The 15,509-nt window shown below is 64.8% G+C and carries 14 protein-coding genes; 2 read left to right on the top strand and 12 right to left on the bottom strand.

Annotated elements, in window-relative coordinates; genetic code table 11:
• Positions 1 to 60: 60 nt before the first annotated feature.
• The 10 genes from ABEA18_RS16245 to ABEA18_RS16200 all read right to left on the bottom strand — a co-directional run bounded on the left by ABEA18_RS16245 (position 61) and on the right by ABEA18_RS16200 (position 11,349).
• Positions 61 to 1,308: a serine/threonine-protein kinase gene (locus tag ABEA18_RS16245; protein WP_345450729.1), complete on the bottom strand. Its 1,248-nt coding sequence runs from the start codon at positions 1,306 to 1,308 to the stop codon at positions 61 to 63.
• Between the two features lie 78 nt (positions 1,309 to 1,386).
• Positions 1,387 to 2,460, bottom strand: a complete 1,074-nt coding sequence (locus tag ABEA18_RS16240) for a DUF4862 family protein (RefSeq protein ID WP_345450727.1) — start codon at positions 2,458 to 2,460, stop codon at positions 1,387 to 1,389.
• On the bottom strand, positions 2,457 to 3,410 hold the full coding sequence (locus ABEA18_RS16235) for a sugar kinase (RefSeq protein ID WP_345450725.1): 954 nt from the start codon (positions 3,408 to 3,410) through the stop codon (positions 2,457 to 2,459). Before ABEA18_RS16235 ends, ABEA18_RS16240 begins: the two co-directional genes overlap by 4 nt.
• Positions 3,407 to 4,081 carry a bifunctional 4-hydroxy-2-oxoglutarate aldolase/2-dehydro-3-deoxy-phosphogluconate aldolase gene (locus tag ABEA18_RS16230; RefSeq protein WP_345450723.1) on the bottom strand — a complete coding sequence of 225 codons (675 nt, stop codon included), beginning with the start codon at positions 4,079 to 4,081 and terminating at the stop codon, positions 3,407 to 3,409. The genes ABEA18_RS16235 and ABEA18_RS16230 overlap by 4 nt, the downstream gene beginning before the upstream one ends.
• An 80-nt stretch (positions 4,082 to 4,161) precedes the next feature.
• Positions 4,162 to 5,538 (bottom strand): MFS transporter, encoded by a 1,377-nt coding sequence (locus ABEA18_RS16225; RefSeq protein ID WP_345450721.1) that lies wholly within the window; start codon positions 5,536 to 5,538, stop codon positions 4,162 to 4,164.
• A gap of 48 nt (positions 5,539 to 5,586) precedes the next feature.
• Positions 5,587 to 6,639 (bottom strand): alcohol dehydrogenase catalytic domain-containing protein, encoded by a 1,053-nt coding sequence (locus ABEA18_RS16220; RefSeq protein ID WP_345450719.1) that lies wholly within the window; start codon positions 6,637 to 6,639, stop codon positions 5,587 to 5,589.
• Positions 6,636 to 8,159 carry a mannitol dehydrogenase family protein gene (locus ABEA18_RS16215; protein ID WP_345450717.1) on the bottom strand — a complete coding sequence of 508 codons (1,524 nt, stop codon included), beginning with the start codon at positions 8,157 to 8,159 and terminating at the stop codon, positions 6,636 to 6,638. The genes ABEA18_RS16220 and ABEA18_RS16215 overlap by 4 nt, the downstream gene beginning before the upstream one ends.
• A 3-nt stretch (positions 8,160 to 8,162) precedes the next feature.
• A complete protein-coding gene (manD, locus tag ABEA18_RS16210) occupies positions 8,163 to 9,380 on the bottom strand; it encodes a D-mannonate dehydratase ManD (RefSeq protein ID WP_345450715.1) in 1,218 nt (405 codons plus the stop codon).
• On the bottom strand, positions 9,377 to 10,357 hold the full coding sequence (locus tag ABEA18_RS16205; protein ID WP_345450713.1) for a 2-hydroxyacid dehydrogenase: 981 nt from the start codon (positions 10,355 to 10,357) through the stop codon (positions 9,377 to 9,379). The genes manD and ABEA18_RS16205 overlap by 4 nt, the downstream gene beginning before the upstream one ends.
• 2 nt (positions 10,358 to 10,359) lie before the next feature.
• A complete protein-coding gene (locus tag ABEA18_RS16200) occupies positions 10,360 to 11,349 on the bottom strand; it encodes a LacI family DNA-binding transcriptional regulator (RefSeq protein WP_345450711.1) in 990 nt (329 codons plus the stop codon).
• A 178-nt stretch (positions 11,350 to 11,527) separates the two neighbouring features.
• Here ABEA18_RS16200 and ggt point away from each other — a divergent pair, with 178 nt between their 5' ends.
• Together ggt and ligD are read left to right on the top strand one after the other, a co-directional pair.
• Entirely contained in the window at positions 11,528 to 13,354 is a 1,827-nt protein-coding gene (gene ggt, locus ABEA18_RS16195) for a gamma-glutamyltransferase (RefSeq protein ID WP_345450709.1), read from the top strand.
• An 89-nt stretch (positions 13,355 to 13,443) separates the two neighbouring features.
• Positions 13,444 to 14,466 carry a non-homologous end-joining DNA ligase gene (gene ligD, locus ABEA18_RS16190; RefSeq protein WP_345450707.1) on the top strand — a complete coding sequence of 341 codons (1,023 nt, stop codon included), beginning with the start codon at positions 13,444 to 13,446 and terminating at the stop codon, positions 14,464 to 14,466.
• Between the two features lie 139 nt (positions 14,467 to 14,605).
• Here ligD and ABEA18_RS16185 read toward each other — a convergent pair whose 3' ends face one another.
• Together ABEA18_RS16185 and ABEA18_RS16180 are read right to left on the bottom strand one after the other, a co-directional pair.
• Positions 14,606 to 14,953: a YegP family protein gene (locus tag ABEA18_RS16185; protein ID WP_345450706.1), complete on the bottom strand. Its 348-nt coding sequence runs from the start codon at positions 14,951 to 14,953 to the stop codon at positions 14,606 to 14,608.
• Between the two features lie 206 nt (positions 14,954 to 15,159).
• A complete protein-coding gene (locus tag ABEA18_RS16180) occupies positions 15,160 to 15,408 on the bottom strand; it encodes a hypothetical protein (protein WP_345450705.1) in 249 nt (82 codons plus the stop codon).
• Positions 15,409 to 15,509 lie beyond the last annotated feature (101 nt).

Below are 15,509 nucleotides of genomic sequence, written 5' to 3'. Positions count from 1 at the left end.
GAGCTCCGTGAGTTCATGTACGACCCGCTAAGCTAGCTTTCGTCAGCTCAGCGCCGGTTCCTAACCGCCACTTCCCTTGCCGCTGCTCTTGTGATGTCCCGGTGCCGGTGCCACCGGAACAGGCGCAGCCGGCGTGGATGGCTCAATGCTCGGTGAGGGCGTCGGCGTAGGGGTGTTGGGCGTGGGCGTGGGCGTTGCCGAGACGGATGGGTCCGGGGCCGCGGGAGCAGGCGGCTGGAAGGCGCTCACGCCAACGATCACCAGGGCGGCGGTCAGAAGTGCGGCGCCGACAGCCCACGCCGAGCTGCGCGCGCGGCTTACGGGCTTCCCTCGCCTCGCCGTTGCCTCGGGCTGCACCCGCATCTGGATGGTTGCCTTGGCGGTGCGGGGCGGGCGGTCGGGCATGCGGGGAAGGGCCTGCGTGGCTCCATTGGCGCCAGCCGGTATCGCCGCTGGGACGCCGGAACCGAAGGCACTCCGAAGTGCTCGCTCAACCTCTAGTGCGCCGGGCCGTGCAGAAGGTTCAGTCAATGTCATGGCGGTGAGGAGGTCAACCCAGCGCGCCCCCAGGGCGTCCGGTACACGGGGTGGGCGGTGGAGCCTCGCAACGGCCGACTCCACGCTGGTTCCCGGGTATTCGAGCTTTGCGGTCAGGCATTCGAGGAGGAGGAGTCCGAGGGAGTAGATATCGCTTGACGGTCCGAGGACAGAGCCGGTGGCCTGTTCCGGGCTCAGGTATGCGGCGGTTCCCACCATCGTGCCTGTTGCGGTCAGGCGCGTTCCCTCGATGATGCGGGCGATCCCGAAGTCTGTGAGCTTGGGCCGGATGGGGGATCCTACGGGGGCATCAGGCAGGAGGACATTCGCGGGTTTGATATCGCGGTGGATGATCCCGCGCCCGTGGACGTATTCCAGGGCCGAAGCCAGATCCGCTCCTATATGGGCTACGTCCTGGGGCGACAGCGGTCGGCCCCGCAGTCTGGCATACAGGTCCGGACCGTGAATCAGTTCCATGGCGAGGAATGTCCGGGCATGCTCCGGGTCCCGATCGTCGGTACCGGCGTCGAAGAGAGTGACGAGTGAGGGATGATTGAAAGTCGCCAGGAGCCGCATCTCGTTTTCATGCCGGGCAAGCTCGTCCGGCCCGCCGAGCAGGGGAGAAAAGAGCTTCAGCGCCACGTCGCGGCCTAGCCTCTCATCTTGCGCCCGGTACACAGACGCGGTGGCGCCGCGGCCGATCAAGGTTCCCAGCCTGTACCGACCAGCTACAAGGGCATCGCTGTCTCCAGCAATAGGGCCATCCGACACGGTTTCACCTCGCTTTCTTCGAACCGACGGAGCCCGTATAGTCTAGGCCCCCTTGCCGGACCATGGACATTCGTCCCCTCAGGCGTAATCGTCCGGCCCTAGGGGAAGGTTACGGTTCGGCCGAAACTCGCCTGTCCTGCCCTGCCCGCCCTGCCTCTCCGCAGCGCGGGCCAGATCGAGCGTTTTCGAGATGACCGCCACACGCTGCTCCACTGTTGCGTGCGGAGGGGCGGCAACTTTGATTCCCCGAAAATCCTTGCCGGACGCCGGACCCGCCGCGCGCAGGCATTCCTCCATGCGGTCCACCGTCAAGAGGGACCCCGGCTCGAGGACATCCAAGCCCCCAGGCGATTCGTCGTCCGGACGGGCGCGCAGCGAGGTTGGGGGTGCAGGAGGAACATGCACATCGGCCCAGGCCGCACCGTACCGGGTGTCAACCCCTGCGCAGCCCGAGAGCACAAACCCGCCGAGCAGGTTACTCCCGCGCAGGAAGTTGATGTGCTCCGGAGCGGCATCCGGGTTGCGTTGCTCAATCACTGACCGCCCCCAGTTGACGGCAATGCCCATGGATCGGCCGCTTGACTCGTTTACCCGGTGCACTGTCTCCGCTTCAACGTGGAGCGGGAGAAATCCCTTGGAAGGCACTTGACCGGGGACAAATGCATCACAGTGCTCAAGCACAATCTGCGCACCGTTCCACTGCCAGTCAGATATTTCCTTCAGAGAGCCGGCCAAGGCGGACGCAGAAGCCCGCTGTCCATCTGCCCAAGGCGCTGAATGGATCTCAACGGCAACAACCGCGGCTCGGCCAAGGCTCTCGTTGATCCTTCCGGCGGCGTTCAGCGACTCTCGAATGAAGTCGATTGCCGCCTTGCGCCCGGCCCTGGAAGTTGAAGCCAGGCCGAAGCCGGGGTCTGAGCCAAGGCGGGCCATGGTCCCGGGGATGGTGGTCACGATGAAGTCTGCTTGCTCGGGCAACTGCCGCAAGAACCAGGATTCGTCGTCCTTGTGCAGCTTCCCCGCGAAGGGGACTTCGAGGCCGGCAACGCCGTCCAGTTCCAGGACGGATTTGAGGAAGCTGCCTTCAGCCGAAGGATCCCATCCGCTTAGGCTTGGCGCGGCCGCATAGGCCCCCACAAAGAATTTGCTCATCGACTGACCGGTTCGTGGTTCCCGAGGAGTGGCAGTTCATCGCGCCGGGGGAGCCCCTCCCAGTCGCCGGGGACGAGGCACACAAAAGCACCCGCGCTGACGGCTGTCTGAAGACACTCCTCCGGCTCCAAGCCTCCGACGAATTCAGCCAGGTATCCGGCGACGAACGCGTCTCCGGCACCCACGGTATCGAGGGCTTCGATGACCAGTGCGCCCTGCCTGAAGACCTTGCCGTCGACGAATGCCAACGCGCCGTCTGCACCCAACTTGATAACCACTTGGCGAGGACCCATGGCCGCGATGCGCCGGGCGGCCTCTTCGGCGTCACGAACTGTCCCGACCGCGAGTTCAGCCTCTTCGAGACCGGCGAAAACGATGTCGACGTCCGGGATAATTTCGCGGTAGGCGCTTCCTGCGGTGTCGGCGTTCCAGAGCTTACTGCGGTAATTCAGGTCGAAAGAGACCGGAACACCGGATGATTTGGCTGCGGCGATAGCGTACTGAAGGGTGGAAGCGGCTTGCGGAGAAAGCGCCGGGGTGATTCCGCTGACGTGGAGCAGGGCGGCCCCGGCAATCAGCCTTTCGTCGACCTCGTCGGGGACAATCCGTGAGCCTGCACTGCCGGAGCGATAATACGCAACTTTCTGGGCTGTGGGGGTCCGACGTTCCTTGATCATCAGACCCGTGGGCGCGTCGTCGTCGACTATGGCGCGGACGTCCACGCCCTCAGCGCGGATCTCCCGTTCTACAAGCTGGCCGAGGGAATCCGCGCCGACGCGGCCGCACCAGACGGCCTGGACACCCAAACGTTGCAGGCCGATGGCAACATTGGACTCAGAACCTCCGATGCCGAGGCTCATGGTGGACGCATGGGCAAGCGGGCCGGCCTTGTCCGAAGCCATGAGCGCCATGGTTTCGCCAAGGGTGACGACATATATTCCGTGACTCATCGGGATTCACGTGCCTCATCAACGAAGTTTCGGACCCGCCGGGCCCGTGCGGTCAGTTCAGTCAGGCTCCCGCCTTTGAAGGCGTCGCCGAGGAGCGGTCCTCCGAGACTGACTGCCAATGCTCCTGCGCGTATCCATGCAGGTACGTCTTCGATATTGACGCCGCCGGAAGGGACCACCTGGATGTCGGGGAAGGGGCCGCGGAGTTGCGATACGTAGCCGGGCCCGACCGTGGAGGCGGGGAAGACCTTGACGGCTGTGGCGCCCAGCTTCCAACCGGTGTGGAGCTCGGTGGGGGTGAGCCCACCAGGAAAGACAGGCACCCCGCGTCGGGTGCAGGCGGTGATGACGTCCGGTTCGGTAATGGGCGTAACGACGTACGCGGCGCCCAGGTCGAGTGCCGTTTCGGCCTCGGCAGCCGTCGTCACCGTGCCGACGCCGATTTCCACGGATTCGCCGAACCGCTCCCGAAGCAGGGGAAGTTCCTCGAATACTCCCGGGGTACTCAGCGTCAGCTCGATACTGAGCACACCGCCGTCCCGCAGGGCTTCGACGACGGGGCCGTAGTCCTTGGCGTGCCGGGCCCTCAGCACTGCAACGACCCTGGTGTCGCGGAGGATGGCGGACGGAGCGGGACGGGAGGCAGTGCCCGGGTTCTCGAGGCTGAGCATTGGATGTGTCCTTTGTATCTTGGTTGGTTGGCCGGGGCTCCCGACGGCGGCACTCGCCGCCGTCGGGAGCCCTTAGGGTGCTACTGGACGTGCTGCGCTTCGGAGGTCACCGGGACAACCCCGCTTTTGCCGTGTGCTGCATCCTCAGGGTCGGTCAAATCGCGGTTGAGGGTTTCCGGGGACATGCGGGTGGCGATGAAGCTGATGAGCATGGTCGCCGACATGTAGATCGCCACAGGAATCCATGAGTTGCTGAACATGCCCAGCAGGGCAGCGCAGATCATGGGAGCGATGCCTCCGCCGATGATGGAAGAGAACTCGCGGCCCAAGGTGACACCCGCGTAGCGGTAACGGCTGCCGAAGATCTCAGGGAAGTAGCTCATGTGCACGCCCACCACGCCTTGGCATGCCAGGACGAATCCGACCACGATCACCAATACGATGGCTACCGGCGAGCCGGTGGTGAGCAGCAGGAACGCAGGGGCGGGGAAGAGGATGAGGGCGCCGGTAATGAGTGAGACGACGCGTCGTCGTCCGATCTTGTCGGAAAGGATTCCGAAGGACACCGCAGCGACTCCGCCACAGAGCGAACCGATGAGGAGCACGGGAGGAATGAACTTCGGGTCCGTTCCGATCACGGTGATGAGGTACGAGGCCATGAACACCTGAATGGTGTAGGACTGCGTGCTGACGCCGAGGTTCATCAGGATGACGCGCAGGACGTTGGCCTTGCCGTATTTGGCAACTTCGCGCAGAGGCGCCGGGGGTTCCGTGCGGGCCTGCTTGATCTCTTCGAAGACCGGCGATTCGTCCAGCTTGCGTCGGATGACCAGCGCGGCGATCGTGACGAAGATGCTGGAGAAGAAGACGAGCCTCCAGCCCCACGTGAGCATGTCGTTGGGTGCCAGCGACTGGGCTGCGATCCACACGAGTGCTCCGAGCGCCGTTCCGGCGGCGGCGCCGACCATGATGAGGGATGCCAGCTTGCCTCGGGTTCCAGGCGCGGCGGATTCGGTGAGCAGCGTTGCGCCGCCCGATTGCTCCGCTCCGGCGCCGAAGCCCTGGGCAGCGCGGCAGACACACAGCAGGATCGGGGCAAGGAGACCTACCTGGCCGAAGGTCGGCAGGAGCCCGATTGCCAGCGTCGCTCCACCCATGAGCAGCAGGGTCACTACCAGGACCCATTTGCGGCCGAGTCGATCGCCGAAGTGGGAGAAGAAGATCCCGCCGAGGGGCCTGAACAGGAATCCGACGGCGAAGGTGCTGAAACTGGCCAGCAGCGCCGCCGCCGGGGAAATGTTGGGGAAGAAGAGCTTGCTGAAGACGAGTGCCGACGCCGTGCCGTAGATGACGAAATCGTACAGTTCAAGCGTGGTGCCGATGAGTCCGGCGATGGCGGCCTTCCGGACCTTGCTTTGGTCCACCGGCGTGGGCGGGAGGTTTGCTGCTGTGGTCATTTCCATACTCCTTTGAATGGATGTCCGCTGGCCCGTACTTGGGCCGAGTCAGTAGGTGATGAGGACTTTGAGGTTGGTGGGGTCTGTCACGGGGGCAGTGAGTGCGGTCGCCGCGTTGGCGAGGGGAAATGTTGCGGTGATGATTGACCGGAGGTCCACTACCCCTGAGGAGGCGAGCTGGATCGCCGTCGGGAAGGCGTTGGCGTACCGGAACGCGCTCACCAGGTCGATTTCGAAGCGTTGCAGGAAACCGAGCGGGATCCCGTCGACGGTGGGGCGGGCCTGGCCGACGACGGTTGCCCGGGCGGCTGGGGCGAGTGTCAGGATGCCGTCAGCCAGGGCCCTGGTGTTGCCGGAGCATTCGATCAGGCGGTCCATGTCTTTCAGATCCAACGCCGTCACCGAGGTGTTGATGGTCCGGGTGGCGCCGAACCGGGCGGCAACAGCCAGGCGGTCGTCGTTGACGTCGGTCACCACGATCTCTGACGCGCCGCGGGAGGCCGCCACTTGCGCCACGAGCAGGCCGATCGGCCCTGCGCCGGTGATCAGCACCCGGTGTCCGGCCTGCACCTGGGCGCGTTCAACCGCCCAGACGGCGACGGCAAGCGGTTCGATCGCTGCCCCGATCTCGGCCGGGACGCTCTCCGGCAGAACGTGAAGCGCGGCTTCGGGCACCACTACGTGGCGGGCGAACAAGCCGTCGGTGGGCGGGGAACCGAAGCACGTCCCCGCCGGGCAGAGGTTGTAGCGTCCGGAGAGGCACGTGGGGCAGCTCCGGCACGGCAACGCGGGTTCAATCACGACGGCGGTGCCCGCGGCAACGGTGGCGGCCTCACCTGCCGCAATGACGACGCCGGCTCCCTCGTGGCCGAGGACCGTAGGCTGCCGGAGGACATTGGTGCCGTTGCGGCCGTCGGCGAAGTAGTGCATGTCTGAGCCGCAGATGCCGCCGGAGCGCATTTCAACGAGGACATCGTTCGGCCCGAGGGTCTTCAGGGGGTTCTCTTCGATACGGAGATCCCCTGCGCCGTGCAGGACAGCCGCTTCCGTGGTCAGCGGCAGGGACGATCCGTCGGCGAGGTGGACTGCATGGGTGGTCATCGGATGCTCCGGGTCTGTGCGGGTAGAAGTGAGGCGGATTCGGCTGCCGCGTTTGCGGCGGCCAGGGGGCCTTGCCGGTGGATGATGTCGATCAGCTCACCGGTGCGGCGGATGAAGTCATCGCGAGTAGCCAGTTCGTCACCCAGAAGATGGCGTTCGCCAAGTACCTTCGCGGCGAGGTCCCGCCCGGAGCCGGATCCCGCTGCGAGCTCCTGGAGTGTTTCCCGGGCGGGGTCTTGCATCTCATTGGCGTGGTTGCCGGGGTCGAATCCCCGAAGAGGTGCGATGCATGACAAGTATGAGGCGACCGTGAGGGCGAGGTAGTGGGGCATGGCGCCGGCGTCGAGCATTTCCAAGGCAGGAATCGGGATCCGCTGGCGGAGCTTGACGGAACCATCGCTGCCCACCTGGCTGGTCCGGTGCCCCAATGCCGAGTTGCGCCAACGCGAGAAGAGTTGCTCCTCGTAGGCCTCGACGTCGACGGCTGCGGGCACCGTGATGCTCGGCAGGTACTCGTCACGGAGTACACGGCGGGCGGCGGCTTCGATGTAGTCGATGCCGGTGGCGTCCGGAATGGTGGCTGCACCGGACAGGGCTCCGAGGTAGGCGATCAGCGAATGGGTGCCGTTCAGGAGCCGGACCTTGAGTTGCTCGTAGGCTGCGACGTCGTCCGTGAAGATGGCGCCTGCTGCCTCCCATGCCGGGCGGCCCGCTATGAAGTTGTCCTCCAGGATCCACATTGTGAAGGGCTCGGCTGGCACGGGGATCTGGTCCTCGTAGCCGAGTTGCTCGGCGACGAGGCTGCGGTAGTGGTCCGTCGTGGCGGGCACGATCCGGTCAACCATGGACGAGGGGAAGGTGACGTTGGCATCGATCCACTGCACCGTCTCGGCGGCCTCGCCGGCCGGGAGCAGTGAGGCGAATTCGTGGACGAGCCGTTGGGTGTGGTGCCCGTTGTCTGCGAGGTTGTCACAACTGAGGACCGTCACCGCTTTGCCGTGGGTCTGTGCCCGGCGCTGGAGTCCGCGGACGATCTGAGCGATGGGAGTGCGGGGGACTGGGCTGTTCGCGAGGTCGTGCTGGACGTCAGGATCGTCAACGTTCAGCGAGCCAGTCGCGGGGCTGTAGGTGTAGCCGTTTTCGGTGACCGTCAGGGATACGATGCGCGTGGTCTCGGCGCCAATGGCGGCTACGACCCGTTGTGGTTCCTGTGCCGCGACAAAGGCGTCCGTATGCACGCGCGGGGTCGAGAACTTGGATCCCTCGGGCGAGATTTCGACGACGGTGTAGAGCATGTCCTGGGCGTGCATGGCATCAGTGATGGCTGAGGAACGGCTGGAAATCCCAATGATTCCCCAGTCGCCGCCCTGCGCCGCGACGGCGGCATCCGTATAGACCGCTTGGTGCGCGCGATGGAAATTTCCGAAGCCGAGGTGCACGATGCCGGGTGCAGGGGCGACGATCCGGCGAAGGATTCCGGGGGTTTCGGCGTTCAGCTGCGGGAGGCGTGGCGTGGCCATGGTTCACCAGTCCTTCATGGAGCCGTCGAGCTCCCGGGCGATGGGCAGGTAAGCCTGCGTGTAGGGGAACCTCGCAGCGGCATCTTCGTCTACCTGGACGCCCAGGCCGGGCTCTTCGCCAGGGTGCAGGTAACCGTCTTCAAAACGGAAACTCGATTGGAAGACCTCGGACACCTTGGGGTCGTAGCCCATGTATTCCTGGATGGCGAAGTTGCTCGTGGCCAGGCCGAGGTGCAGTGATGCGGACAGGTTGATGGGGGAGACATCGGACGGACCGTGGGGTGCGCCTTTGATCTGGTACACCTCGGCGAAGGCCAGGATCTTCCGGACGTGGGAGATGCCTCCGGCGTGCACGACGGCGGTGCGGATGTAGTCGATGAGCCGTTCAGTGATGAGCAACTCGGCATCCCAGACGGTGTTGAAGACTTCACCGATGGCCAAAGGAATGGTGGTCTGCTGGCGCAGGGTGCGGAGCAAGCGCTGGTTCTCCGCGGGGGTGACGTCTTCCAGCCAGAAGAGGTCCACGTCTTCCAAGGAGCGGGCCAAGCGGGCTGCCTCGGTGGGGTTGAGGCGGTGGTGGACGTCGTGGAGGAGCTTAAGCTCGGGGCCGACGTGCTCACGGACTGCGCTGAGGATCTTTGGTGCATGGCGCAGGTAGGCGGCGGTGTCCCAGTCTTCTTCGACAGGTCCGGCACCGCGGCCGGCGGGTTCGTAGCTCGCGGCGCCCTTGGTGACGCCGTAAACCTTGTCGAGCCCGGGGACGCCGGACTGGGCGCGGACGGCGCGGAAGCCTTGTTCACGGCGCTGGTCAACCGAGTCCAACAGTTCGGGCAGGTCCCAGCCGGTGGCGTGCGTGTACGTGAGGATCTTGTCGCGGGCTGCGCCGCCCAGGAGCTGGTAGACCGGAACACCAAGGGCCTTGCCTTTGATGTCCCAGAGGGCGAGGTCGATGGCGCCGATCGCGGCCATGGTCACCGGACCGCGGCGCCAGTACGCGCCTTTGTAAAAGTATTGCCAGGTGTCTTCGATGCGGTCTGCGTCCCTGCCGAGCAGGGCCGGGCCGAGGTGATCGCGGAGGTAGCTCGCGACGGAGAGTTCGCGGCCGTTCAGTGTGGCGTCACCCCAACCGACGATGCCGTCGTCGGTGGTGATCTTGAGGGTGACGAAGTTGCGGCTCGGGCTGGTTACCAGGACGTCGACGTCGACGATTTTTCGGGTCATCGGGAAATCACTACATTCTTCAGCGGCTGGTTTGTGGAAAGACGGGTGATGTTTTCGGCGATCTCGAGTGCGCGGCTGCGGAAAGTCTCTGCGGTGACGCCGGAGGAGTGCGGGGTCATGATGATGTTGTCCAGCCGGCCGAACGGCAGGGTGGACGGTTCGCCGCGGCCGTCAGTTCCCGGGTATTGGTACCAGACGTCGATCGCGGCCCCCGCGATCCGCCGGTCTTTCAGGGCTTCGTAGAGTGCGGCTTCGTCGACGACGGGTCCGCGGGCAATGTTGACGAGCAAGCCGTCCGGGCCGAGGTCGTCGAGTTCTGCCGCGCCGATGATGCCGGTGGTTTGCTCCGAGAGCGGGATGCTGACCACGAGAATGTCCGATTCACTGAGTGCCTCGCCGAGGCGTTCGGTGGTGCCTGCCCAGCGCAAGGAGTTGGCCTTTGCGTCCACGCTGCCGCTGCGGGTGATGGCGATACCCTCGGCGCCGAAGGCCTTGAGGAGCGACCATGCCGCCCCGCCGATGTGCCCGAATCCGAGGAATGTCACCACAGCGCCGCGCAGTGTTTCCGGCTGGCGGATTCCGGAGGAATAGACAGACGAAGACCAGACGCCGCTCCGAAGTGCCGCGTCCTGGCCAAGCAGGTTGCGGCGAAGCGCCACCAAAACGGTGGCGATATGTTCGGCAATGGAACTTTCGTGGTGGAAGGTGTTCGCGCAGACCGCCCCGACGGGCAAAGCGGAGGCGTCGATGCCGTCGTAGCCGGCACCGCCAACGTGCACAAGCCGCAGATTGCCGGCGGCCGCGCCCATCGCCTCGGTGAAGCGTGGCCCGACGTAGACATCGGCATCTTTGAGGTCGGTCAGTACTGCATGCTCGCTCCAGCTGTCGTGCCAGGAGGTAAGGGCGCCCTCGGGGAGTGCGGCCTCGAAAGTGGAGCGGTGGGGCATCAGGTTGGGGTCTGCGATGACGATTCTCATGGTTACTTTCCCTGGAGGGCTTGCTCTGCGGTGCGCGCAGCAAAGGTGGAGCCACGCACGATGAGTTGTGAACTGAGGTGGACGGCTTCCGTTGCCGTGGGCTTTCCGGCCATCTGCTCGAGGAGGAGCTCAAGGCTGAGGGCGCCGCTTCGGTCAATGGGTACGCGGACAGACGTGAGTCCGGGTTCTGCCGCGGCGGCAATGTCGAGGTCGTCGATACCGACAACGCTGATGTCCTCCGGGCAGTGGTAGCCGAGGGTCCGGGCGCCGGCGAGCATGCCGATGGCGACCAGGTCGTTGTATGCAATCACTGCGGTGGCGCCGCTGGCGACCACCGACGCCGCCGCGGCCAGTCCGCCGTCGACGGTTGCATTCTGGTTCCCCACGGTGACGAGTTCGATGCCCCAGTCGGCGCAGAAGCGGGTGATCGCTGCACGGCGTTGGCCGTTAGCCCATGACGACGCGGGCCCGGGAATGTAGGCAAGCTTGCGGTGGCCGAGGGCGTAGAGATGCTCGACGGCTTGGCGGATTCCCTCGCCGGCCTCCATGAGCACCCGTGCGGCGTGCTCCGCCTCGCCATTGATGACCACCAGCGGCGCGCTACCCGCGAGATGGTGAATCTGCTCGGAAGGCAAGCGGGGCGAGCAGAGGATGATGCCGTCCACGCCCGTGGCGAAGGATTCGAGGTGTGCCTGTTCACGCGAGGACGATTCGGAGGTGTCCGCGAGGACCATCCGGTGGCGGCCGTGCCAGGCCTGGTCCTGGATGGCCTTGATGAGGGCGGCGAACACCGCATTTGAAATGTCCGGGACGATGACGCCGAACGTCCGGCTGCCAGTTACTCCTGGCACGTCGTAACCCAATTGTTCGGCCGCGGCCATGACCTTCTGCCGCGTTTCGGCTGCCAGGCGGCCGGGGTCTCCGAATGCCCGCGACGCCGTTGCCAGGGACACCCCTGCCAGCTTTGCGACATCCGTGAGTTTTGCCGACATCTGTCCTCCAGTTGCTTCGTTGAAACCTTGTCCTGCAAGTATGGAAAGACTTGTACAAGTTTGTCAATGGTTTGCACAAGGTTGTTGGGGCGGCCGGGTTGCCTGGACCCGTTGAGCGTCGCGTAGCCGCGGAGTAGGGTGGCCCCACCCACCTCGCACCACCATTTGAGGAGCGACCATGTCACATCGCAAACTTCGACTGGCCACCATGACGGCAGTTCTCGCGCTGAGCGTGACGAGCGGCGCCGTCGCCAACCCCGCCTTTGCCGATCCGCGCCAGACTGAAAAGACCGCCACCGCCACCGGATACGGCGGGGCGGTCAGCACGGTAGACCCTGAAGCATCCGCTGCCGCCATCGAGGTCCTCCGCAAGGGCGGCAACGCCGCAGACGCCGCCGTCGCCGCCGCCGCCACGCTGGGCGTCACCGAACCGTACAGTGCCGGGATCGGCGGTGGCGGCTACTTCGTGTTCTACAACGCGAAGACCGGCAAGATCGGCACCATCGACGGGCGCGAGACCGCTCCAGCGGCGATGCCGCATGACGCGTTCATCGATCCCGCTACGGGGAGGCCGTACAACTTCACCCCCGAACTCGTCACCAGCGGGGTCTCTGTAGGCGTCCCCGGCACGGCGGCCACCTGGGAGCGCGCACTGGAACGCTGGGGTACGTTGAGTCTTGGCGACGCCCTCCAGCCTGCCATCAAGGTCGCGACCCGCGGCTTCGTCGTCGACCCGACTTTCCGCCAACAGACACTCGACAACAAGCTCCGCTTCGAGGCGTTCAGCTCCACCAGCAAGCTGTACCTACCGGGAGGCGATGCACCCGCCGTCGGCAGCATCTTCCAGAACCACGACCTCGCCGCGACGTACCGGCTCCTCGCGAAGCAGGGCACACAGGCCTTTTACAGCGGTCCGCTCGCAGCCGAGATCGCGGCAACCGTCCAAGCCCCGCCCAAGACCGCCACCACCACGCTGCCCATCCCCGTGGGGCACATGACCACTGCCGACCTCGCCGCGTACAAGCCCCTGGACCAAGCGCCCACCCACGTCGACTACCGCGGCCTCGACGTCTACGGCATGGCGCCGTCGAGCAGCGGGGGTACGACGGTAGGCGAGGCGCTGAACATCCTCGACACCGTCAACCTTTCGGAGATGTCCAAGCCAGCTGCCCTGCACCACTACCTCGAGGCGAGCGCGCTCGCCTTCGCCGACCGTGGAAAGTATGTGGGCGACCCTGCGTTCGTCGACGTTCCCACCGCCGCGCTCACTGACCCGCTGTTCGGCAAGGAGCGCGCCTGCAAGATCGACCCGCTGCACGCGGCCACGAAGCCCGTCGCGCCGGGAGATGTGTCAACGTACGACGGCGTGTGCCCGGCTTCCCCTGCCGCGCTCGCCGATGAGAAGGACACCGAGAACATCTCGACGACCAACATGACGGTCGCGGACAAGTGGGGAAATGTGGTCGAGTACACGCTTACCATCGAGCAGACCGGCGGATCGGGAATCGTGGTGCCGGGACGCGGGTTCCTGCTCAACAACGAGATGACCGATTTCTCGGCCGTATACAGCGCGAGCGACCCCAACCGAATCGATCCCGGCAAGCGCCCGCGCTCTTCGATGTCCCCGACCATCATCCTCAAGGATGGCAAGCCGTTCCTCGCCCTCGGTTCACCCGGTGGATCGACCATCATCACCACCGTGTTGCAGACGATACTGAACAGGGTGGACTTGGGCATGAGCATCTCCGACGCGATCGCCGCCCCGCGTGCTTCGCAACGGAACACCGCCAAAGTGACGGCCGAGCCGGACTTCATCACGGCGTATGGGAGTCAATTGACACCGTTTGGCCATCAGTTCACGCCATCGGGTGATGCCTTCACCTCGGCCGCGGAGATCGGTGCGGCAACGGCGATCGAGTTCGGGCCCGGCGGGCGCATGATCGCTGCCGCCGAGCCGGTGCGGCGCGGAGGAGGGTCGGCGATGGTGCTGAAACCGTCGCCGTGAGAGGTGAATGGTTTCTGGCGGGAAACCACTTGTCCATTCGATCCGCTGTAGTGCTGACGCCCGGGGTAACGCTGGGGTAACTTGTCCCCATGGCTACCGAAGCAACCACCCTCACCGTTGATGGGCCGCACGGTCCCCGGGAAATGCGGATCTCCAGTCCCAGCCGGGTTCTCTGGCCGGAATTGGGCCTCACCAAGCTGGATCTCGCGCGCTATATCGTTGATGTCGGGGAAGCATTCATAGCCGCGAACGGTGACCGGCCGGTCTCGCTGCAGCGCTTTTCGGACAACATCGACGGAGAACAGTTCTTCTCCAAGAATCCGCCGAAAGGAACCCCAGACTTTGTCCGGTCGGTGAAGGTGATCTATCCAAGTGCGCGCTCGCATCCCCAATTGGTCCTCGACGAGCCAGCCGCGGCAGTGTGGGCCGTCCAGATGAACACGGTGGTCTTTCATCCTTGGCCGTCGCGTGCCGAGAACACCGACAACCCCGACCAGTTGCGGATCGACCTGGACCCGCAGCCCGGAACAGATTTCGACGACGCGATTCCCGCGGCTCTTGCGCTGAAAGGCGTACTCGCGGAGGCAGGATTGACCACCTTTATCAAGACCTCAGGAAACCGGGGACTCCACGTCTATGCCCCGATCGAGCCTTCGCATGAGTTCTTGGACGTACGGCATGCCGTCATCGCGGCCGCCCGGGAGCTCGAGCGCCGAATGCCGGACAAGGTCACCACTGCCTGGTGGAAGGAAGAACGGGGTGAACGGGTATTCGTCGACTTCAACCAAGCCAACCGTGACCGGACCATAGCCGGTGCGTATAGCCCGAGGCCGCTTGCCCATGCCCCGGTCTCTTGTCCAATCACGTGGGACGAGCTTGAATCGGCGGACCCGAAAGACTTTACGATCCTTAGCGTGCCCGGCAGGCTGAAATCCGTGGGGGACCCTTGGGGTGACATGAACTCCAAAGCAGGCAAAATTGACGTCCTGCTTCAATGGTGGGAACGCGACGTCGGCGCCGGGCTCGGGGAGCTGCCGTTCCCGCCCGACTACCCGAAGATGCCGGGAGAACCACCGCGTGTCCAGCCAAGTCGAGCACGCAAGCAGGACTGACTGATGGGCCGGGAAGGTGGCCTCGACAGACAATGAGTGGAAGAATTAGGGCTGGACCAAAACGGCCGGCGGCGCATCTTGCCTGCTGAGACCCAGGTGAGTCCCCCAGTGCGCCGTCGGTCCTGACGTTGCTGGTCTCTTACGCCGCGCCGGTCCATCTGGGCGCGGTTGCCGCGCGCCGGAGTTCCTTGGCGCGGGTGCGGAATCCGTCGGACGCCTTGCGCGGTTCGTCGCATGCCTGGGGACCCGCATTGCGGGGGATTGCCATCGGACGAGCCATCCCGGCCGGTTCGCGTGCGCCCGCCGCCGGGCAAAGGTCGGTGACCAGTCCCATGCCCGCGCATTCCCGCGCGGCGGCGATTCCGGCGACAACTGCGGGCTTGTCCTCAAACGGCGTCGAAACAGCGATGACGACGCCGTCAGGTGATTTGAGGCGGAACCTGAAAAAGGACTCCCCGTCAACAAACACTTCAAATATGCCGGCCACTGCTACCTCCCGGTCTGCGGATCCCGCTCAGTAGCGACTTCACTACCGGCGGGGACGGAGCATCACTGCATTCCTCGTCCGCTGCTCTGGTTGAACAACCACCGTGAATCGTTTTTCACGTGATATTCAGTCTGTGCTGACTGTGTTGAGGCTAACAAGACCGCGTGAGTAAACCCTGTGTAAAACGTGTGCAACCGCAGGGTGGGTCAATTGCCACTCGCCCGGTTCATCAGGTGCTCAAGCAGCGCTAGTTCCGGGAATCCGGGGTGCCGGGCAATGCTGGACCTGAGCTTTGCCCGGAGGTGCTCGCCGCTCGGTTCGGTTCCGCTGAGGACCTCGTCTATGATGTCCTGCGCTTGCCCACGCAAAGCCGCCAGGCTGTCACCGTCGTCGCCGGGAACCAGAACCGGTTCCGGCTCGACGAGCGGGTCTTCAGACTCCAAAGGTTCCGACACTGCCAGCTCCTGATATTTCATCCCGGCAAGTCCCAGCCACGTCGGGAATTCGCCCCCATCCACTCTAGATAGTAATGAGGGCACCCGGATTGTTCATCGCT

The sequence above is a fragment of the Arthrobacter gyeryongensis genome (assembly GCF_039543785.1).
Lineage (GTDB): Bacteria > Actinomycetota > Actinomycetes > Actinomycetales > Micrococcaceae > Arthrobacter > Arthrobacter gyeryongensis.
The sequence above is the reverse complement of the archived record's forward strand: the minus strand, read 5'-3'. Positions and strand labels throughout refer to the sequence as shown.